The sequence below is a fragment of the Faecalibacillus faecis genome (assembly GCF_003024675.1).
Classification (GTDB): Bacteria; Bacillota_I; Bacilli_A; order Erysipelotrichales; family Coprobacillaceae; genus Faecalibacillus; species Faecalibacillus faecis.
In genome coordinates this window covers 316,032-336,571 of the sequence record NZ_PYLP01000001.1, presented here as the reverse complement: position 1 = coordinate 336,571, position 20,540 = coordinate 316,032, and the positions used below count along the sequence as shown (strand labels likewise).

General features: G+C 29.8%; 24 protein-coding genes, 1 tRNA gene and 1 pseudogene. 4 read left to right on the top strand and 22 right to left on the bottom strand.

Going from position 1 to position 20,540, the window contains the following annotated elements; all coding sequences use genetic code 11:
- Positions 1 to 70 precede the first annotated feature (70 nt).
- The 5 genes from C7U55_RS01780 to C7U55_RS01760 form a co-directional block, all read right to left on the bottom strand.
- A complete protein-coding gene (locus C7U55_RS01780) occupies positions 71 to 694 on the bottom strand; it encodes a hypothetical protein (RefSeq protein WP_106987074.1) in 624 nt (207 codons plus the stop codon).
- Positions 695 to 756: 62 nt separating this feature from the next.
- Positions 757 to 2,184, bottom strand: a complete 1,428-nt coding sequence (locus C7U55_RS01775; RefSeq protein ID WP_106987073.1) for a 6-phospho-beta-glucosidase — start codon at positions 2,182 to 2,184, stop codon at positions 757 to 759.
- Positions 2,185 to 2,279: 95 nt separating this feature from the next.
- A complete protein-coding gene (locus tag C7U55_RS01770; RefSeq protein ID WP_106987072.1) occupies positions 2,280 to 2,831 on the bottom strand; it encodes a DUF3793 family protein in 552 nt (183 codons plus the stop codon).
- 2 nt (positions 2,832 to 2,833) lie between these two features.
- Entirely contained in the window at positions 2,834 to 3,184 is a 351-nt protein-coding gene (gene nrdI, locus C7U55_RS01765) for a class Ib ribonucleoside-diphosphate reductase assembly flavoprotein NrdI (RefSeq protein WP_106987071.1), read from the bottom strand.
- Positions 3,185 to 3,345: 161 nt separating this feature from the next.
- Positions 3,346 to 3,422, bottom strand: a tRNA-Arg gene (locus C7U55_RS01760).
- A gap of 178 nt (positions 3,423 to 3,600) precedes the next feature.
- On the opposite strand from C7U55_RS01760, the gene C7U55_RS01755 reads away from it, so the two are divergent.
- Complete coding sequence (locus C7U55_RS01755; protein ID WP_106987070.1) at positions 3,601 to 4,482, top strand: DMT family transporter; 882 nt, start codon at positions 3,601 to 3,603, stop codon at positions 4,480 to 4,482.
- Between the two features lie 9 nt (positions 4,483 to 4,491).
- Here the strand turns inward: C7U55_RS01755 and C7U55_RS01750 are convergent, their stop codons facing one another.
- The 5 genes from C7U55_RS01750 to C7U55_RS01730 are packed head-to-tail and all read right to left on the bottom strand — an operon-like array spanning position 4,492 to position 9,788.
- The gene (locus C7U55_RS01750; RefSeq protein ID WP_106987069.1) at positions 4,492 to 5,370 is read right to left on the bottom strand and encodes an HAD hydrolase family protein; all 879 of its coding nucleotides are present in this window, start codon (positions 5,368 to 5,370) and stop codon (positions 4,492 to 4,494) included.
- A 10-nt stretch (positions 5,371 to 5,380) separates the two neighbouring features.
- Entirely contained in the window at positions 5,381 to 6,304 is a 924-nt protein-coding gene (locus C7U55_RS01745; protein WP_106987068.1) for a hypothetical protein, read from the bottom strand.
- Between the two features lie 56 nt (positions 6,305 to 6,360).
- Positions 6,361 to 6,999, bottom strand: a complete 639-nt coding sequence (locus C7U55_RS01740; RefSeq protein WP_106987067.1) for a DUF1129 family protein — start codon at positions 6,997 to 6,999, stop codon at positions 6,361 to 6,363.
- Position 7,000: 1 nt separating this feature from the next.
- A complete protein-coding gene (locus C7U55_RS01735; protein ID WP_106987066.1) occupies positions 7,001 to 8,317 on the bottom strand; it encodes a M18 family aminopeptidase in 1,317 nt (438 codons plus the stop codon).
- A 31-nt stretch (positions 8,318 to 8,348) separates the two neighbouring features.
- Positions 8,349 to 9,788 carry an APC family permease gene (locus tag C7U55_RS01730; protein WP_106987065.1) on the bottom strand — a complete coding sequence of 480 codons (1,440 nt, stop codon included), beginning with the start codon at positions 9,786 to 9,788 and terminating at the stop codon, positions 8,349 to 8,351.
- Between the two features lie 325 nt (positions 9,789 to 10,113).
- Here C7U55_RS01730 and C7U55_RS01725 point away from each other — a divergent pair, with 325 nt between their 5' ends.
- Positions 10,114 to 10,368: a hypothetical protein gene (locus tag C7U55_RS01725; RefSeq protein ID WP_048923161.1), complete on the top strand. Its 255-nt coding sequence runs from the start codon at positions 10,114 to 10,116 to the stop codon at positions 10,366 to 10,368.
- Between the two features lie 489 nt (positions 10,369 to 10,857).
- Here C7U55_RS01725 and C7U55_RS01720 read toward each other — a convergent pair whose 3' ends face one another.
- The 9 genes from C7U55_RS01720 to C7U55_RS01680 form a co-directional block, all read right to left on the bottom strand.
- Positions 10,858 to 11,157 carry a metalloregulator ArsR/SmtB family transcription factor gene (locus C7U55_RS01720; protein ID WP_012740521.1) on the bottom strand — a complete coding sequence of 100 codons (300 nt, stop codon included), beginning with the start codon at positions 11,155 to 11,157 and terminating at the stop codon, positions 10,858 to 10,860.
- Between the two features lie 42 nt (positions 11,158 to 11,199).
- Positions 11,200 to 11,898: an ATP-binding cassette domain-containing protein gene (locus C7U55_RS01715; RefSeq protein WP_106987064.1), complete on the bottom strand. Its 699-nt coding sequence runs from the start codon at positions 11,896 to 11,898 to the stop codon at positions 11,200 to 11,202.
- Positions 11,882 to 13,306, bottom strand: a complete 1,425-nt coding sequence (locus tag C7U55_RS01710) for a hypothetical protein (protein ID WP_106987063.1) — start codon at positions 13,304 to 13,306, stop codon at positions 11,882 to 11,884. The genes C7U55_RS01715 and C7U55_RS01710 overlap by 17 nt, the downstream gene beginning before the upstream one ends.
- A gap of 15 nt (positions 13,307 to 13,321) precedes the next feature.
- Positions 13,322 to 13,648 (bottom strand): hypothetical protein, encoded by a 327-nt coding sequence (locus tag C7U55_RS01705; RefSeq protein WP_012740524.1) that lies wholly within the window; start codon positions 13,646 to 13,648, stop codon positions 13,322 to 13,324.
- Positions 13,649 to 13,651: 3 nt separating this feature from the next.
- Positions 13,652 to 14,230 (bottom strand): SdpI family protein, encoded by a 579-nt coding sequence (locus C7U55_RS01700; protein ID WP_101027844.1) that lies wholly within the window; start codon positions 14,228 to 14,230, stop codon positions 13,652 to 13,654.
- 7 nt (positions 14,231 to 14,237) lie between these two features.
- Entirely contained in the window at positions 14,238 to 14,501 is a 264-nt protein-coding gene (locus tag C7U55_RS01695; RefSeq protein WP_146139601.1) for an autorepressor SdpR family transcription factor, read from the bottom strand.
- Positions 14,502 to 14,879: 378 nt separating this feature from the next.
- Positions 14,880 to 15,146, bottom strand: coding sequence for a hypothetical protein (locus C7U55_RS01690; protein ID WP_455550090.1), 267 nt, complete (start codon positions 15,144 to 15,146; stop codon positions 14,880 to 14,882).
- A gap of 92 nt (positions 15,147 to 15,238) precedes the next feature.
- Positions 15,239 to 16,186 (bottom strand): IS3 family transposase, encoded by a 948-nt coding sequence (locus C7U55_RS01685; RefSeq protein ID WP_318025902.1) that lies wholly within the window; start codon positions 16,184 to 16,186, stop codon positions 15,239 to 15,241.
- Complete coding sequence (locus C7U55_RS01680) at positions 16,123 to 16,413, bottom strand: transposase (RefSeq protein ID WP_106987061.1); 291 nt, start codon at positions 16,411 to 16,413, stop codon at positions 16,123 to 16,125. The genes C7U55_RS01685 and C7U55_RS01680 overlap by 64 nt, the downstream gene beginning before the upstream one ends.
- 91 nt (positions 16,414 to 16,504) lie before the next feature.
- On the opposite strand from C7U55_RS01680, the pseudogene C7U55_RS01675 reads away from it, so the two are divergent.
- Both C7U55_RS01675 and C7U55_RS01665 read left to right on the top strand, forming a co-directional pair.
- Positions 16,505 to 17,017 (top strand): annotated as a pseudogene (locus C7U55_RS01675) (site-specific integrase); the annotation flags it as partial.
- Positions 17,018 to 17,230: 213 nt separating this feature from the next.
- Positions 17,231 to 17,440: a hypothetical protein gene (locus C7U55_RS01665; RefSeq protein WP_106987060.1), complete on the top strand. Its 210-nt coding sequence runs from the start codon at positions 17,231 to 17,233 to the stop codon at positions 17,438 to 17,440.
- A 58-nt stretch (positions 17,441 to 17,498) separates the two neighbouring features.
- On the opposite strand, the gene C7U55_RS01660 is transcribed toward C7U55_RS01665, so the two are convergent.
- The 3 genes from C7U55_RS01660 to C7U55_RS01650 form a co-directional block, all read right to left on the bottom strand.
- Positions 17,499 to 18,560, bottom strand: coding sequence for a Fic family protein (locus C7U55_RS01660; protein ID WP_106987059.1), 1,062 nt, complete (start codon positions 18,558 to 18,560; stop codon positions 17,499 to 17,501).
- A 183-nt stretch (positions 18,561 to 18,743) separates the two neighbouring features.
- On the bottom strand, positions 18,744 to 19,199 hold the full coding sequence (locus C7U55_RS01655) for a GNAT family N-acetyltransferase (protein ID WP_106987058.1): 456 nt from the start codon (positions 19,197 to 19,199) through the stop codon (positions 18,744 to 18,746).
- A gap of 638 nt (positions 19,200 to 19,837) precedes the next feature.
- Complete coding sequence (locus C7U55_RS01650) at positions 19,838 to 20,527, bottom strand: RNA-guided endonuclease TnpB family protein (protein WP_204638374.1); 690 nt, start codon at positions 20,525 to 20,527, stop codon at positions 19,838 to 19,840.
- Positions 20,528 to 20,540: the final 13 nt, after the last annotated feature.

The following is a 20,540-nucleotide window of genomic DNA, read 5'->3' as shown; positions in this document are numbered from 1 at the left end:
TTTCCAAAAATCATTATAGCAAATATTATCATAAAAGCAAAATAGACAATCTTTCGATTGTCTATCTCTTTTATTCATCAAGACCAGTGATAATCCATTTATCATCTTTCTTTTCTAATGTCACTGTCGATGTTAATTTCTTAGTTGGTGCTTTTTTATATGTATCTGTCATTGTTTGATAAAGTGTAGGTGCAATTTCGTCAAACACTTTAATAAGTGCTGCATTTTCCCCTTCTTTTTGAACAACTTTAGAAATTTCATCATAATGTTCAGTAATATAATTTTGAGCAGTTGTATTTAATTCATTTGAATCAAAATCAATTTTTGAATAATCTTTTTCTTTACCAGTAACAGTTACTTTAACCTTATCTCCATCTTCTTTTACATCTTTGATCTCGATATCAGTAAATAAATCTTTAAAGATTGCTTTTTTGAATTTATCAGTTTCTTCAACGAAAACTTTCCCATATTCTTCTTCCGTGTACTGACTTAATTCTTTTTCCATTTTTTCGAGTTCCATATCATTTAAAACAGAACTACTTGTAATCTTTTTAAGATTTTTAATGTCACATTTACTTACATAAGTAAAGAAATCAGTGACGACTTGTTTTTGTTCATCTTGTGAATTTGTTGAACTACATCCAGCAAGGAAAACAAGAGCAAATACACATAAAACTTTCATTATTTTTTTCATACTATTCTTTCCCTCCATTACAGTAATTATACCATAAAAAAAGAATGAGGAAAACCTCATTCTTAAAGTTCTTGTCCATTTGTTTCAATAACGTGTTTGTACCAATCAAATGATTTCTTTTTACTTCTAGAGAAATCACCTTCATGTTTATTATTATAGTCAACATAGATGAATCCATAACGTTTATCATATTCACCTGTTGATGCTGAAACGATGTCGATTGGAGACCACATTGTATATCCAAGTAAATCAACACCATCATAATCAACAGCATCTCTCATTGCTTGAATATGTTCTTTTAAGTAATCAATACGATATTGATCATCAACTGTACCATCAGCTTCTTTTTTATCATAAGCACCAAATCCATTTTCAACGATCATCATTGGAAGTTCAAAACGGTCATTAAACCAGTTTAAGCACCAACGTAATCCAAGTGGATCAATTTGCCATCCCCAATCAGAGGCTTTTAAGTAAGTATTTCTTACGAAATCTTCTGGTACATAATCAAATGTTTTTTCATTGCGTCCTTGATATTGAGTCGCAAATGACATGTAGTAAGAGAATCCAATATAATCTACTTTACCTTCAGCTAAGATTTTCTTATCTTCTTCAGTAATAAAATCATATCCTTTTCTTTCAAATTTCTTTAAGATATGACGAGGATAATGTCCCCTTGCATGTACTTCTACATACCAATATTTTTGATGCATTGCACCTAAAGCATTCATCACATCTTCAGGTTTTGGTGAAGCTGGATAAACACCATTCATCCCAATCATACATCCTACTTGTAAATCAGGATTGATTTCATGTGCTGCTTTGACAGCTAATGCTGAAGCAACTAATTCATGATGAGCTGATAAATACATTAAGTATTCTGCATCGTCGCCTTCTTTAAGTAAAACCGCACCTTCTTGAATTAAGTTATGTTGTGTAACATCCGCTTGGTTATTGATTTCATTGAAAGTCATCCAATATTTTACTTTATGTTGATATCTTTCAAAACATACTTTTGCAAATTTAACGAACATATCAATTGCTTTACGATTTCTAAATCCACCATATTCTTTAGCTAATGCCCAAGGTAATTCAAAGTGTGATAATGTAATAACAGGTTCAATACCATATTTATGACATTCATCAAATAAATCGTCATAGAATTTTAAACCTTCTTCATTCGGTTTTTCTTCATCCCCTCTAGGGAAAATACGAGTCCAAGCGATAGATGTTCTAAATGCTTTAAATCCCATTTCCGCAAATAAAGCAACATCTTCTTTATAACGGTGATAGAAGTCAACACCTACATGGTTTGGATAATCTTCACCTTCAACAACACCATCAGTTAAACGTCTTGGCGCACCTGTTACGTTATCTCCTGCAGTTTCTACATCACTACAGCTGATTCCTTTTCCGCCTTCTTGCCAGGCACCTTCACATTGATGGGCAGCAACTGCTCCACCCCATAAAAAGTCTTCTCTAAATCCCATTCTATTTCCTCCTTAAAATACACATCTATCATATCATTTTTTACAATCGTTTTCATTAATATCGTAAAAAAAATTGGTAAAGAAAACTTTACCAATTAAACATATCTGCATATTTGTTCAATACTTTCACCTTGATTAAATCTTTTACAAAGTTCATGTGTACATTTATGATATTTATCAAATGTTTGTTGACAATTTTTAACATGACTGTAAACTTTCCAATACCCTGCACTTAAATGTTTTCTACCCTCAATAAAACCTAAAACATCTGTCATTGGATATCCTAGAAACAAACCGATTTCATGGGGAAAGCCATTACTATTAAGACGTTTTTGTAAGTCAATAATAAGTGTTTCTAGCGATGTACAATTGTAATCATATTGTTTAAAGATTTTTTGAATTTGTGTACAAGAACATAATTTATTTAATTTTTCTTTTTGATAAACGTAGATCATTGAACGTCCTTTAATGGATAAGACTTTTAAATAAATATCTTTTTTATTTAAAATTTCATTATAATAATCAATACATTCTTCTAAATCATCTAAATCATTTAAATTATACATGCAGGCAACTTTTAACTTTGTTAGTGTTGGTGAGGCGTAAAAGATCAATCTTCTTTCGAATTCGTGAGCAGATAAAGGCATAATTAAGCAATCACTTTTTTAATAGCTTTGATATCTTCATCGCTACCATCATTTTCTACTTTATAAAGGCATGGTACATTATATTGTTCAGCAATAACATCTCCTGCTTTACAATAAGCTTCACCATATCCAGTATCACCACTTACAACAACACCTTTTAAATGTTCATTTTGACTTTGTAAGAATTCATCCACTTCATAAGGAACATCGCCAAATCCATCAGTATAAGTAAATAAAACATAATCTTCGTCGATTGTTTCACTACCATCTTCAATTTTTAAAGCATCATCAATTCCTAATTTAGAAATAATACTTTCAACATTTCCAGTTCTTGATGCATATACAACTTTCATTTTTTCTCCTCCTTTAGTTAGTTAAAGCTAACTCACGATATTATGTTAGCATAGCCTAACCTTTGTGTCAATCACTCTTATTACAGTTTGATAGAGATTTTAAAAAAATATACATTTAAATAAAAAAAGATATCACACTCCATGATATCTTTGATTTTATATGGCGGTACTTATGGGATTCGAACCCATGACCCTGTGCTCCGGAGGCACATACTCTATCCAACTGAGCTAAAGTACCATATATTTTTTGTAGAAATTATAATCATTTTAGCTAAACACCTGTTTACGCTTCGGAGGCGCACGCTTTATCCAGCTAAGCTATAGCACCCTGTAAAAAGTATAACATGTTTTGTTTATCAAAAACAATTGTATTGAATATTTAGATTTGTTAGAATGTCGATAAATGAGGTGAAGTTATGAAAAAAGGAATTATTATTACATTATTAGGTGGCACATTTTGGGGTATTTCTGGAACGATGGGACAATTTTTGTTTCAAACTTATCATTTAAATACAATGTGGCTGACAACAATGAGAATGATTTTTGCAGGAATCATTTTATTAGCTACATGTTTTATCAAAGATACCAAAAAAACATTAAGTATTTGGGAAAATAAAAATGATGTTTTTCAACTTGTTTTATTCGCAATCTTAGGATTAATGTTTTGTCAATATTCTTATATGACTGCGATCTATTATTCAAATAGTTCAACTGCAGCTATTTTGCAATATTTAAATCCAATCTTTATTATGTTTTATACTTGTCTTGTCTGTAAAAGACTTCCCTATAAAAAAGAACTTCTATGTGTTGCTTTAGCTTTTGGGGGAACTTTTATCCTTGCAACGCATGGAAATATTCATGAAATGGTTTTATCTTTTGAAGGATTATTTTGGGGTGTGTTGGCTGGTCTTGCAGCATCCTTTTATTCCTTACTTCCTCGTCATATCATGAACAAATATGGCAGTTTAATTCCTACAGGATATGCAATGATTATTGGTGGCGTTGTTTTAGGAGTCATTGGACGTGTTTGGAATATTTCTTTTTCTTTAGATGTTTATGGCTATTTAGGACTTGTTGGTATTATTGTTATTGGAACAGTTTTAGCTTTTTCAATGTATTTGATTGGTGTCAATCTTATTGGACCAATGAGAGCATCCTTGATTGCTGCTGTTGAACCTTTAAGTGCAACGATTTGTATGTGTTTATGGTTACACTCCCCTTTTACATTGATTGATGTTTTAGGTTTTATTATGATCATGTCAACGATCTTTATATTATCATATAAGAAAAAGAGCTAACGCTCTTTTTTAAATTAGATTTAATTTTTTTAAAATATGTAAGCCTTCTTGAATAGCACCCTGTCCTCCAGTTTTGCTAAGAGTATATGTTGCCACTTCTTTTGCTTCTTTACAACCATTGGCTGGTGTAAAACTATAAGGGAACCCTTCTAGCATACATACATCATTTAAGCCATCACCGAAGGTTGCTACTTCATCAAGGGTCAATCCTTTTAATTTTAAAACTTCTTTTAACATGATTCCTTTATCATAATCATCACATGTTATTTCAATATTATCTTCATAAGATGACGAAATATTTAGATGAGGTATACTTCTTAAACGATCAGCAACCCCTTTAGCTTCTTCTGGATTTAAATGTCTAGCATCTACTTTTAAAGGCAAAGCTCCTTGGTTATAAATATCATCAATTGATTTTACCGAGGTACAATCATTTAAATAACCCCATCTTCTAAAGAATGTCGTATTTGGAAGGTCTTCTAAAGTAACGCCCTCACGACCTTTCATCAATAATTTAACATGTAAATCCCAATAGCTTTCAAAATCCGTTAAAATATATTTTCCTTTTGTTGTATGAATAGAAATATGATAATTATATTTTTGTAAAATAGGAATCATTTTTCTAAAAGCCGCTTCATCCATTGGATGCGTAATATTTTTAGTTCCTTCAATATTTCGATATTGTGTCCCATTATTAATAATCAAATCACCATCTACATGAGACTTTTCAATCATATCAAGCATCATATTCATGTCTCTACCTGAAGCAAACATAAATTCAATGCCCTTTTTTTTATAAAAATCAATTTCTTTAATATCATCATCATAAAAATGATTATCTCTATCAATGCTTGTTCCATCCACATCTAAAACAACTAATTTAATCATACTCTACCCTCTATCTTCCAAACTTATCCTTTAATTTATCAAATAAACTTTGTGAAATACCAAATTTTTTACACATATCTTGAACATATTGATTGACTTCTTCATTTGACATATTTTTTAATTTTTCTTCATCAATACCTAAGTTTCCCATTGTTGATTTCATTTGATCATACATTCCTGTATCACCATTTTGATAATTACTCATCATTTCATCGACCCAACGTTTTGCTCCTTCTAATTGTTGGTTTTCTTGACTATCTTGTTGATCAAAAAAACTTTGTGCTTCATTTAAAGCTTCTATTTCATCACTGTCAAGTCCTAAACTTTCAAAGAAATCTAAACAATAACGACATAAAGAACGACATTCATCTTGATAATCTAAATCTTTAAGTTCTTTTGCCATCTCAAGTTCATGTTCAATATCTTTTATTTGTTGGTACTGTTGTTTTGTAAGTTCTAAATCTTCATAAACATCTTCTTTTAAATCATCTAAAACAAGCGGTACAAAGTATTCTACTTTTTCATAAGCAGACATTTCATAAGAAATTGGCATTTCTAAAATTCCGCTTAAACATTCAATAAATTCTTTTAAATTTAAATAATTATTTTTAAAGACAAAAGTACTTGTTTTTGTTTTGATTTTGGCATAAAAATCAAAAGTTTCTTCTTTTTTTACAAGAATTAATTTTTCAATATCTTCATATAAAAAGAAATGAGGTTCTTTAAAACAAAAATAAATTCCTTGATCCGTAAAGATCATTCCTTTACTTCCATCACCACTTGCATCAATAAATCCTAATACTTGATAATCTGTTGTACTTCCATATAAATAAAGTGCTTGTGATATCTGTGAAGGAACATTTTGTTGACTATAAAAAGTTGCCTCATTAACAATACTTTCATCTAAATTTTCTAATATGATTTCTTTTTCCATTTTTATCACCTTCTAATACTTTACTATATTTTTTAAACAATGCAAAGAAAAAATCCTTAATTGTTTAAGGATTTTGAATACATTTTTTTACTTGTAAAAAATGCAATAACTAAAATAACAAAAGTGATATCAAAAGGACTGTTATAAAATAACATAGCAATCAATAATGAAATAATAATACTTATTATTTCAACAATAAAAGGTTGAGTGGAAACTTGATAACGTTTAATTAAATTTCTTTGATTTAAGAGTTGTTTGACACTAATACAAAGCATAATTACCGCAACCAGTAAATCAATATAGTAATTGATTAAATAATGATTTCCCACCAACTCTTTAACAAAAAGAAGTACAATATAGATGCACATTGTAAGTAATATACCAGACATTTCATATTTATTAAAATCTCTTTGTTTTAACTGATTGATTTTTTCTTTGTAATTAAGCTTTTTATTAATTTGATCCACAAATGATTGGGTATTTTGACCAACTAATTGTTGAACTGTTTTTCCTTTTTCTTGACTAGAAATCATTTGTTCAATTATTTCTGCAAGCAAAACATTTGTTTTTAAAGTATTTTTTTGTTTTTTAAACAAAGCTTTTTCAATTTCTTGATAACATTTAAAATAATCATCATTTAAACTTTTTACTTTAACACTGTTTTCAAAATATAAATCATACTTCTTTTCTTTCATCTTAATCTACCTTTAATACATTTGTATTGATTTCGCTAATATGACAATTAAAGAATTCTGTCATTACTTGAATCATATAATAAGTATCTTTGATTCCAGCTGTTTCATATGTCGAATGCATTGCGAGTTGTGGTAACCCAATATCCACACTATTCATAGAAACTTGAGCCATAGCGATATTACCTAAAGTACTTCCTCCCGCTTCATCTGAACGATTTGCGAAGAATTGTACAGGTACATTGGCTTTTTTACATAAATCTTTAAATACTGCAATACTTACCGCATCGCTTGTATATTTTTGACCTGCATGAGATTTTACAACAATTCCTTCATTCATATAAACACAGTTTGTCGCATCTGTTTTTTGTGAATGATGTGGGTGAACCGCATGTGCATTATCTGCAGATAACATAAAACTTGAAGCAATAGCACAATAGAAATCTTCTTCTGTTTTTCCAAGTGCGCTATTAGCACGTTTTAATACATCATATAAAAGTGTTGAAGCAGCTCCTTGTTTTGTTCCTGAACCAACTTCTTCGTTATCAAAGCAAGCTAAAACATCGATTGATTGATCATTTCCACCCGCTAAGAATCCTTTTAATGAAGTAAAAGCACATTGTAAATCATCTAAATGTTGGCTTGAAATAAATTCATCGTTAGCTCCCCAGATAGATGGCGCTGTACGGTTATATAGATATAAATCACTACCATAAATATCTTCTACTTGAACTCCTGCTTCTTTAGCAACGAGTTTCATAAAGTCACCTGGTTTACAATCAGCCCCACCAAATAAAGGAAGCATATCAATTTGTTTATTATATGCATAACCATCATTGACCGCTCTGTTCATATGAATAGCCATATTTGGAATTAAAACTAAATCACGATCAATATTAATTAATTGTGTTTTTAATTCATTTCCATCTTTAATTAATAAACGTCCAGCAATAGATAATGGTTTATCAAACCAAGTTGAACAAATCATTCCTCCATAACCTTCCGTATTTAATTGTGTGTATTTACCCTTTACTTCTAATTCAGCATTTTCTTTTAATTTGAAAGTTGGGCAATCACTATGTGAAGCAGCAACATTAAAACTATAATTTTCTAAATTGCTTCCGACCTTTAAAGCAATAATACTTGAATTATTACGAGTAATATAATATTTTCCACCTGGAGCCATTTTCCAAGGTTTTCCCTCTAATAATTCAACAAATCCATCTTTGTTTAATTCTTCTTTAATGTTTTCAACAGCATGGAATGCTGTAGGACTTTTTTGTAAAAAGTCTAATAATTCTTTTGAAATTCCCCTATACATTTTCTAACACCTCTTCTATATTTTATCACAATTATTCTGTAATAGCGTTAGCTTTTTCTCTTTTAGCAATAGCTGGTAAAATTAATCCTAATGCAGTTAAAACAACAGGAGTAATAACATTTAAAGCCATTGTAAATAAGTCAGTTGAGTAAACACCCATGATACAACATGCAGCTGTTACAAATAGACACCATCCACCAAAGAATAAAGCAATTGGTTGACACTTAACAAAACGGTAATCAGCTGGAATCTTATCGTAAGCTTTTCTTAAACCAATATAAGCTAAGAATACCCAAATATAACGCATTGGCATACATACAGAATTTAATTTATTTAATTGTGCTAACACTCCGGCAGCACCTTTTCCACCAATGATTTGAATTAAAATGATACTTCCTGATAAAACAACAACCATTTTAATCCCATTAACATAAGCCCCATATTTGTTTTGTTTTAATAATTTAGATGGAATGAATTGTCTTGCATCTTCATTATCTAATAACATTCTAAGTGGTGCATCAATACTTAATACTAATGTTGAGAATTGCCCAATCATATTACATAATGCGTAAATAATTAGTAATGCATCTCCCATATGATAGTATTGACCTAATTTTTGGAATGACCAGTAAGCACCATTTGATACATATGAATTGAATGATTCTGGTGATGCATTGATTACAGTTGGATCAAACATCATACCCATAGCAAATGTACCTAAAATAGCACATACCATAACCATGATTGCAAGTGCAATCATCCCTTTTGGGAATCCTTTTGAAGGATTTTCTACTTTATTTACATAAGGTGAAATCTTTTCACACCCACCAACTGCAAATACCAAAATAGAAAGTGATGTAAAATAATTGACATTAAATTGTGGAACAATTTTGTCAAAACTAAAATCTAATGATAAATATCCCCCATTTGGATTAATTGCTGGTGCAGCAAACATCATTAAGATATATAAGATTGACATAACGAACATACTTGTTCCTGCAATTGTTGCTAATTGTTTAAGTGGATTTAACCCTCTACTAGCAAACCAACAGAAAAATAAGAATACTGCAAGTGTTGCAAGTTGCACATATAATGTTGGAAGCGAATCATAAACTTCAGCATTTCTAAAAATTGCCCAGCTTAATGCTTTTAAACCTCCACTACCTTTACTTGCAATATAAGTAACGTGACATGCCCAATATGTCCATCCAGCATAGTATGCAAGTTTAGGGCCAAATGTTTCATGTACCCAAGAACTTACTCCTCCACCAGAATTTTTAAACGCAGACCCTAGTTCTCCCACCATTAAAGCGTAAGGAACAAAATAAAGTGCGAACATTAATACCCAACTAAAAACTACTTGGATACCATTGAAGTAGATAAAGCCATTTAAAACGTTTCCAAATCCCCAAACAGTAGAAAACGCCATGAAAGCTAAACCATACCACTTGATTTTTTTTGAATCTTCCATGATTTTACCTCCGTATTTTTTGAATAACTTAGGTCGTTTATTCTTAAATAAAATACAAACATTGTACTTCACAATACACAATTATATCGTATTGTGTCGATAAATGCTATATATTTTATTTTATTGTATGCTTTTTTAGACATTTATCTGTAAATTGTCTAAAAAACATACATTTATCTCAAAATATAATATTCTATTTTTATCATCAATAAACTTTTATTATTATTCATTTCTATTTAACACCAAATATTTGCCTTTTAAACACCTATTTATTTCATCAAATACATACCCGCTTTGTTAATATAAATCAAAAGAGGTGACAAATATGGAAAATACATTATATTTTAAAGACATGATTCATTGTGATCAAAATAACTATCCTAAAAAAATCTACAAAGTAGAATATTCTAAAATGTTGATAGAAATTTTAGATAGCAATCACATTCAGGGTAGACCCTTCTATTTTAGCAGTCCTCATTCTAGAGACGATTTCATCAAGCAAATTAAAGATCATATTTTAAGAATCAATTATGAAGAGCTCGAACAAATACAACACTATTGGAAAAAGAACAAAAAATAATTATGAGAGGTTTTGCCTCTCATTTTACTATATTATATAGATAAAATTTTATATTTAATTTTAGATTATCCGCATAAACACTACACTTTTAAACATTTTGAGGTATAGGAAATACTCATTTTACCACAGATTTACCACGATTGAATGAGCCTTGATATGATGATAAAACGACTAAGGGAGATAGCACAAATAACTGTGCATCTCCCTATATTTTCTTTGTTTATTCCGTTGATTACTTCATTTGATTTCAAACTTTAACGCCTTTTTATATCTCGTTTTTTAAGTCCAATCATAATAGAACACCTACCTTTTTATAACTTCTTCTGTTATCATATTTTCAAATTCCACATCAGAATAATCCAATCTTTGGATTGACATTGTAAATCTGAGCGTATCTTCTGATACCGGGAATTAGTTGATTTTCTTTTGCATGTTTTACAAATATATCTATTCTAAGCAATTCTGCAATTTCTAGATATTTTGGAGTGTTCATTTTATCCCTTTCTCTTTGAAATTTTCTATATCATTCAGAAATTGAAACCACCTACTCAATACATTATATTTTTCAATGTTGAGAGAATAGTATATCTCTAAACCCACTTTTTTAGATGTTATCAAATTTCCCTCTGCTAATACTTTTAAGTGATGTGAAATAGTAGCTCCAGTGAGTTCAAAATGTTTGGCTATATCTCCGGCACATAAGCATTTACTTTTTAAAAGGTAAATAATTTTTCTTCTAGTTTCGCAAGAGAGAGCCTTAAAACTAGAAGTTAGTTCTTTCTCATTCATTTCATAAAATTCTCCCAGTATTCTAGCACTAAGTCATTAAATTTATTTTTTTATTACACATTTGTCAAAAAATATTTTTTCTAATACATCAAAGTTTTGTGGGTTGTTACACTCAAAAATGCTATGTCTGTTATCTATAAAAATAATTTTATCACAGAAATTTGATACTAAATCTAAATTATGAACAGAAAATAAAATCATTTTTCCAGTATCTTTTAAATCAAATAATATTTTTTTGATAACGGAAGTACTTTCTGGGTCAATCGCATTAAACGGTTCGTCCAAAATAATGTTTTGAGCATTTGACATGAAAGCTCCTGCAAGATATATTTTTTGTTTCATTCCAAGAGAATAACTGGAAATAGTTTGTTCTAATGAATTTTCCAACTTCAATTTTGGTATATAGATAGCAAGCAGTTCATCAAACTTTTCTTTTTGATTATAAAGTTCACTAACAAATTGTAAATATTCTTTTCCAGTCAAATTTAAAAACATATCCTTTGTATCTGGAACAAAAGCATAGTGATATTTTGCTGTAAAATCGGTAGAAGGAATATCATCTATTTTTACACTTCCTTTATCCAATGTGCTAGGTTGGATAATCGAATTTAAAAAAGTCGATTTTCCAATACCATTTACCCCTACTAAAGCATATATACAGGAATTAGTTAAAGTAATGCTCTCATTTTCAAAAATTTTATTTATACCATAAGACTTACTTAAATTATTTATTTCTATCATCTGAAAGACCTCTTTTCATATACATAACCACACCTATCAATAATAAAATCAAGATATTCATCATTGATAATCCAATAGAAAATTTAACAAAGGAAAATTTTTTCCAAAAATACATTTCTAAAATTGTTAAAGCCACAATCATGACTAAAACAAATATCTTGCTCATATTCCCATGTAATAATGTATTAGGTGTGATTTCAGTTCTGGGCATTTTATAGTCAAAGTACACTCCCATAAAAGAGCAAAGTATATTCGTAAATGTACCATACAGCAATAAAGATATATCAAAAAATAGCCCATTTTTACCAATACTGCAAACAATCCATGCACAAATGATGACAATTTCATTCAAAACAGAGCTTATCAATACCTTAGAAAAGAATATCCTACTGTTTTTGACTGGAAATAGGTTATAATATGAGATATTTTTATCACTGGTATATGATGTGCTGGAAATTGTATTCATAGCACAGCATAATACCATTACAAGAATTTTTAGTACACTTTGAATTTCTATATAACTTCCAGATATTCTTTTTGAAAAAAGATTTACCAAAAGATACACAGTTATCACACTTTTTAAATTAGAGTAAAAAAGTAATTCCTTATTTCTTGAAACTCGACACCATTCATTCAAAATATATGGATTTTTGTTAAAATACTTAGATATATTTGCATGAAATCTAGGTTTGGTAAAACAATTTAAATAATGGTAACACCTAAGAAAATATGATGCACTTATTTTGATAGTATATATATAACTCAGAAATATAATCATTATAAAAATAAGAACACTTATCAAATAATTATTTTCAAAAAGATGGTATATTCCATTTATCATCAGCGGTTTTTCAAATGCAAATATAAGTAAACGTACAATCCCCCACATTATAAAAAGAAAACCACCATATTGAAAAGTAAGTAAAATATATCCGCAATATTTTTCACTAACTGTCGATATAACAATAGAAATTGAAAAGATAAATAAATCAATTATTATCAATATCAAAGCACATAATATGGTAGTTAAAATTAACGGTAAAATATTCCACTTAAAAAAATATATACTTGATAAAAAACAGCAGATAAATGACAATATTTGTATTTTAAATAATCGAATTATAACCATATAAATAATATTTGTAGGATTAACAGGAAAATATAGTAACTTTTCTATCTGTGAATTTACACATAGTTGTTCTGGAATTCGATACAAAGCTACAAGAACAGATATGCAAATCAAACTACAAACAGCCAATACTAAAGCATTTCGTATTGGCTGTCCTAGATAATCCACATTAAAATACCAAAACAAAACACCTAGATACAGTCCAATTAAAGTTAATGTACATTTGACAAAATATGATTTTTTTCTTCCAAATAGAATGATGTTAAGTGTTTTTTTCATTGGTCTTATCCTTTACTATATCAAAGTAATATAATATATGGTACTTCCAATGAGAAGTAATCCCATGATAATACTATTTAATGATGATAACTTTTTTTGCTTGATAAAAGTAAAATTCAGTACCAAAGAAATAACAGGAACAAGCCATATTCCCAAAATACTAGGGATAGGATAATAGGTATCTCCATTATGCAAAATATTTATCTTCTCCGGTAAGAAAAATAACATAATTGCGGAAACCAAAAACATAAGAATAACAATAATAAAATTGATTTTAGCATACTTTTCATTATTCTCAGTAAAATTTTCTCCTAAGACATCTTTTAATATTTTTTTAATCATAGTTCACTCTCCTAATTTGTTTTTTTGTTTGATAAAAGAATAAATTGTAGGAATTCCAACCCAAATAACAAGCCCAATGAACAAAACCAACTCTGATTGCTCTGTTATAAAATATAAAATCAACATAATGAAAACTAATGGAAATGTAATATATCCTAATAATCTATTCGCAATTTTCCATGTCTTTTCATCTGTCGTTGTCCAAGGTAATCGTAATCCCATATACTTATTTAAAGGAAGTTTTGTTGAAACATTTCCAGTAAAAAGCATAATGGTAACCACAAAAATAAATGATGTTGGAATGTTGACGATGAAATCATTATCTATTAGCGGAACAAAATATAGTGCAACTGCCAATATTACCGTCAATCTATTCATACGACGCATTGTTTTCACTTTTGGATTATCTTTAGATAAATTTGTAATAACTGCCATTCTCGTTTGCGCAACACCCATTAAACTAATCAAACCTGCTCCTATAAGGAAATTAACATTGCTTAAATTTTTGAAAAAGGCGATCAGAAGTGCTGTGATAGATAACCCAAATATACATATATCTAAAATAAAAATTGATTTCTTCATTTCTAAATCACTCCTTTTTTCCAAAAATAGACATAAATCCAGACAATGCTTGTTGAAGTACTGTTACATTGATTGAATAAATGACAAAGTTTCCTTGCTTTTCTGAACTAACTAACTCTGCTTCTCGTAAGATATTCAGATGTTTTGTTAAAGCAGGTTTCGATATGTCAAAATGTTCCGCTATTTCTCCAGCACTTAAATCTTTCTCATTCAATAGTTTCAAAATTTCTCGTCTAGTTGGGTCACTAATAGCTTTAAAAACACTTCCCACACTCACACCCCTTTCATTTAATCAAAAAGTTAATTAACCTTACGGTTAAATACTAAACTAAGAAATGCTTCTTATCAATAATTTTTAAAAATTATTTTCATAAAAAGACTTGCATACTACTAAAAAGCAACATGCAAGTCTTTATTCAACTTGTTACCTTACAATCTTCCAGTTGCTATCCTTATGTAGCACAAGCTCGTATTGCGAAACCTGCGTCGCCTTTGTCTGATTTATCGTAAATTAGCTTTTATCCCTTTCTTCCTCTTGGCTACCCACCACAGAAAAGGAAAAGCCCTGTCAAGAGCCTTGCCACCATTGGTGGTGCTTTGCACTCTTTACTGGGCTTTTTGTTTGCTGTATCTTTCATGCAAGAGGAAATTAAAGTCCTCTGTTCCATTTCTCCTTTAAATAATCTTGATAGTCCGTTTCATTAAAATCTAATTGTGGCGAAGTGTCGGGAATGTTGTTTCTGTTGTCTATGTCCGCAAGTTGACGGAATATCCAGTCATCATAAGGGTCATGATATTTGTATTCTTTCGGTTGTTCTCTGTATCGGTCTACCCCTCGCATTTCCTTATGTACTTTCATCATGCGTTCTATTTTTTGACGCTGTATCAACTGTTTGATTTCCATAAGTTCTTCCAACTCCGTAACCTCATTGGTAATGTAGTTATGGATATTGGTACTATGTCAAGATTTCGGACAACTTAAATGTAAGAATTATTTGTAGTAGTCCATTAATTACTTAAAAATAAGTATTTTTGTTCAAATTGTACAGGTGATAAATACCCACAATGTGAATGAATTCTTACAGTGTTATAAAATCCTTCTATGTATTCAAATATTAATCTATAAGCATGATTATAATTTTGGATTTTATGAAAATTTAGCCATTCTCTTTTTATTAATGAATGAAATGATTCTATACATGCATTATCCCACGGTGTTCCTTTTCTTGAATAACTTCTTATAAATTCACTGGTTAATTCTCTATATTTTGTCGAAGTATATTGAACTCCTCGATCACTTTGTATTACTAATGGGTTTTCAATATTTCTTCTTTCCTTTGCTTTTTCAATACATTTTAATACTTTATCTGCATCCATTGTCTTTGTAAGTACCCAAGAAATAATTGATCTTGAATATAAGTCCATAACACTTGTTAAATAAACAAATCCATCATCATATGTCCATATATAAGTAATATCCGTACACCAAGCTACATTTGGTCTAATAGGATTATAATGCCTGTTTAGTAGATTTTTTAGTTTGTCAGAGAAATCATGACTAACTGTTGTTTGAATATATGGCTTAATATATTTTGCCTTGAGATTGTTTTCTTTCATAATCGAATAAACATATTTTTGACTTACCTTTTCACCATGTTTGTTCAGCATTTCTGTTATTTTTGGTGATCCATATATTTCATATGATTCTTTATGGATTTTCTTGATTTCTTTTGTAATTCTTTCTTTTCTTAATTTGGTTTTGCATGGAACTCTTTTCAAATAATCATAGAATTCTGATCTGCTTACATCTAATTTTTTCAGCACACTAGAAACAGAAACAGTAGAACCTTTTTGCTTTTCTTCCTTAACTGCTTTATAGATATCTGTTTTGTTTATTTTCCCAGTATGCCAATAGCCTTTTTTAACACTTCTAACGCATCCGGTGTATTTTTTAATTCTTTTCTTAATCTTGCAATTTCTTTAGCATCATCACTAGAAAAATTACCAGATCCTCGAGATTCAATTTTATTGCCGTTTTTACTTGCAGCTCTCACCCATTTATGAATTGTGCTATCTGCAATACCAAATTTTTTGGCAATAGAAATTTTGGATTCTTCAGGATGTTGGTTAACATAATCTACAACTCCTTGTTTAAATTCATCATCAAATACTGGTTTTGTCATAGTCTTTCTCCATTTCTTTTTTTACTTATGACATTGTACCAAATGATGTTTAATTCTTCTATTTAACTTGTACAGTTTTTATACTAACATCAAACTGTGCGGACTGACAATCATGGACGTTGATTTTATCCATGAGGTTGTGGTTATCGACCACCAGTTACTAAAGAGCAAGGAACAGGGTTATTATATTGAAACGCCTAAGACAAAAAGCGGAACAAGGCAAGTGCCATTAAGTAGAGAAACGATGCAAGCATTTCAACGGGTTATGAAGAAACGCCCAAAGGCAAAACCATTTGTGATAGACGGACGGGGCAACTTTCTATTTGTCAATCATAAAGGCAAGCCCAAAGTTGCCATTGATTACAATATGCTTTTTGTCCGTATGGTAAAGAAATACAACAAGCACCACAAAGACAATCCCTTGCCACATATCACACCGCATACACTACGCCATACATTCTGCACAAGGCTGGCAAGCAAGAACATGAACCCGAAAGATTTACAGTATATCATGGGGCATTCAAATATCAGTATCACAATGAACTGGTATGCTCATGCGTCCATAGATACCGCAAAATCAGAGGTTCAGCGTCTAATCGCATAAGAAGTATTTACCACGATTTTAACCACGCTTGATAGCGAAAATATAAGAAGATAGACCTAGATATGTGAGGTTTACCACAAAAGAAAAATGCCCGTAGAGCCGATAAAATAAGGCTTTGCGGACATTTAAGAAGATATAAAAAGATAGTCAAAAAGACATATATAATTTATTATAAATAATATATAATATAGATAATAACAGAAGGAGAAAATCATGAAATTAAATGGAAAATATCCAAAATGTCATCATCAAAAAATTATTCAAATCAAAGATACATTTCACTCTAATGCAGCCGGAAATATTGCACAAGCTGCACATTTTTTCACTAAAAACAAGAGTGCTTTGATCACATTTTATATTTGTGAAAATTGTGGTTATATCGAAGAATATTTAGATCAAGATGAAATAGTAAAATTAAAATAATAGTCTTATAAAAAACGGTTACTTCAAAAATAACCGTTTTTTATATATAACTTTTATTTTAGCATGCATCAAAACGAACATATTTAGAAGCACGTCCTTTTCCTATCCGTTTTATTGTTTTATCTTCTACTAATTTCTTTAATGCTAATTCAACAGAAGAACTTCCTAAACTTGGACATGATTCCATCACATCTCTTTTTGTAAATGTACCTATTGTATCTAAAGCAAAATTTTTAACAATATCATACGCTGTGCTTTTAGCTCCACTTTTTTCACTTATCGTAAGACGTTTTTCGAATTCGCGATAACATTTGAGAATAATACCCAACATATATTTAATAAATGGCTTAGGATCATTTTCAGCAATACGCCACCTATCATCCGATAAAGACAATGCTTGATAACATGATTCCTTCGTATCTGCAATTTCCTTTTCAATACTTATGTATTTTCCAATAACATAATCATTTTTATACAAAAGTAATAATGTTAATAATCGACTCATACGCCCATTTCCATCACTAAAAGGATGAACACATAAAAAATCTAAAATAACACATGGTATCAAAATAAGCGGATCAACAAATTCTTCCTCTAGAGCTATTTGATAACTATGACATATACTTTCTATTGCTTCAGGAGTTTCATATGGATCTAAAGGTTTAAAAAGCATAATTTTCTCACCATTAGGTAATACTGCATCAATTTCATTAGGTGTTGTTTTATATTTTCCCCCGTAGGAATGTTCTGTATATTTCAATAAATCTCTATGAAGCTGAAGTATATAATTTGATTGAAAAGGAATATATTCGTAATTTGTATGAATGAGATTTAATACATTTCGATATCCTAAAATTTCTTTTTCATCTCTATTTTTAGGAGTTGTTTTATCCTTCATTAATTGTTGAAGACGTGATCGCGTTGTGATAATTCCTTCAATACGGTTTGATGCTTCTGTACTTTGAACTTTTGCAATTTCAATCAATCTTTCTAATTCTACAGGTTTTGAACGAATATAAAATTCTTGTTTCCCTTTATACTCATGAATTTTAGCAACATATGATAAAATTTCGTTATCCCATGTACGATTTTTTAAAAAATTATAATCAAACTTCCGCATATTATCTGCTCCTTTTTTCCCAAGTTTAATATTCTTTCTCCCAATTATATATGTATTTTGGGAGAAAAGTAAACATTTTGGGAGATAAATCATTAAAAATAGAGTATTCCTTATTATTTATATCCATATTTTTCTTTCCTATAAATAATTTATCATAAAAAAAGCTATTAGTTTTCTAATAACTTAAAGTATCTTTTTAAAATACAATACATCATCCATTGGATTATGATAATACGCCTCACATTCAACAAATCCTACCTTTTTATAAAGATAAATTGCTGATTGTAAAGGAATAATCGTATCCAACACCATTTCCTTATATCCCGCTTTTTTAGCATGGTCTATAATTTCTAAAACAAGCTTTTTACCTAATTTATTTTCTCTATATTCTAGTTTTACATACAAACGTTTCATTTCACAACGACTCTTTGAATGGCGATGATAAGCAACCATTCCTATCACCTTTTTCTTTTCTACAGCTACTAAAAGTTCTCCTTCAGGAGCTGTATATTTTTTTGCTAGATTTTCTAATTCCTCATCAATATTTTGAAAAGATAAATCCCGTCCTAAACGTTTTGTATATTCTATAATTAATTCTTTTACTTGATCTAAATAATCAACACCATTACATATTTCCATAAAAGCCTCTGATTTCAAACTAATTTTTTACATATATATTTTCTATTATCTTTGTATCATCCCATATTTTTGAACTTTCAAAAGTGATTACTTTTTCTTTTCCCTTTAAAATAAAAAATATGTTTTGAATATCTACAAGAGATTTATTTTGGTAAAAGAAAACAATAACTTCCCCATAACATTTCTTTTTATCATTTTTTGTTTTCTTAATGCATTCATTTAATTGTTGTAAAGAAATATCAGTTATACGATCGATATCAAACTTATTATACTCTTGATATTGGGTATTTTCTTTTACTTCTATTTCGTCATAATAAGTATCTTTAAATTCCTCTTTTTTAAAGATAAAAGCAGTTTCTTTATTTACCGGTAAACATTTTATTTTTTGATTTTTTAATGATAGATCAATTGGTTTTTTTGAAGTGTTTTTTTAAATCAAAATAACTTGATCATCTATTTTCTTTGTTTCAAATGAATATAATTTATTTTGTTGATGACATCCTTTGACACTCCCCATGTCTAAAGACAGGGGATTCTTGCTACCTGCCAAAATTGTTGGCTGACCAGTTCATTTCTGATAGGTCGCAGTGCAAGATAGGGTATTCCATTACCCCTCCTAGAGCAGAACCTATAGTTCTCTAGGCAGTATATCTATTACCAATATACTCAGTTGAGTTGCATATATTTATTGCTCCTAGCAGATCCCTATGTGTATGAAATCCGCATCTGCACGTATAATTTCTGTCATTTGCATGATGAACACTTCCACATATTGGACAGATCTGACTTGTATACGCTGGATCTACATACTCAACTTCTATACCTGCAAGTTTTGCTTTGTATTCTATAAATGTAGCAAGTCTATAGAACGACCATGTATGCAGGCTATGATTGTTTTTTCGACTTGTTCTTGTCGCAAAGCGTATGTTTTGAAGTCGCTCTAATTTGATTACTGATACGTCATGAGCTTTTGCCGTATTTACGATTTCACGACTTAGCTTATGATCTATATCTTTCATGATACGTTGTTCTTTGTTGTTGATCTTAACAACTGCCTTTGGCTTCTTAGCTTTTTGAAATCTTTTTCTAAGATTATTGTAGTGTCTTCTTATATATTTGTTTTTTCTCCCATTTCCATAAAACTTGACACTTCCATCTGGACAATAGCTTACAGCAGGACATTTGATTCCAAGATCAACACCCATGACATTGTCATTTGAAAAGGCATCAACCACACCGTCTACAAGAACGGGACGTCGATATTTTGGACAGAATACAACATGATATTTGTAGGAATAGATCACATTATTATTCGATTTGCACTTCATGAATACATTATGC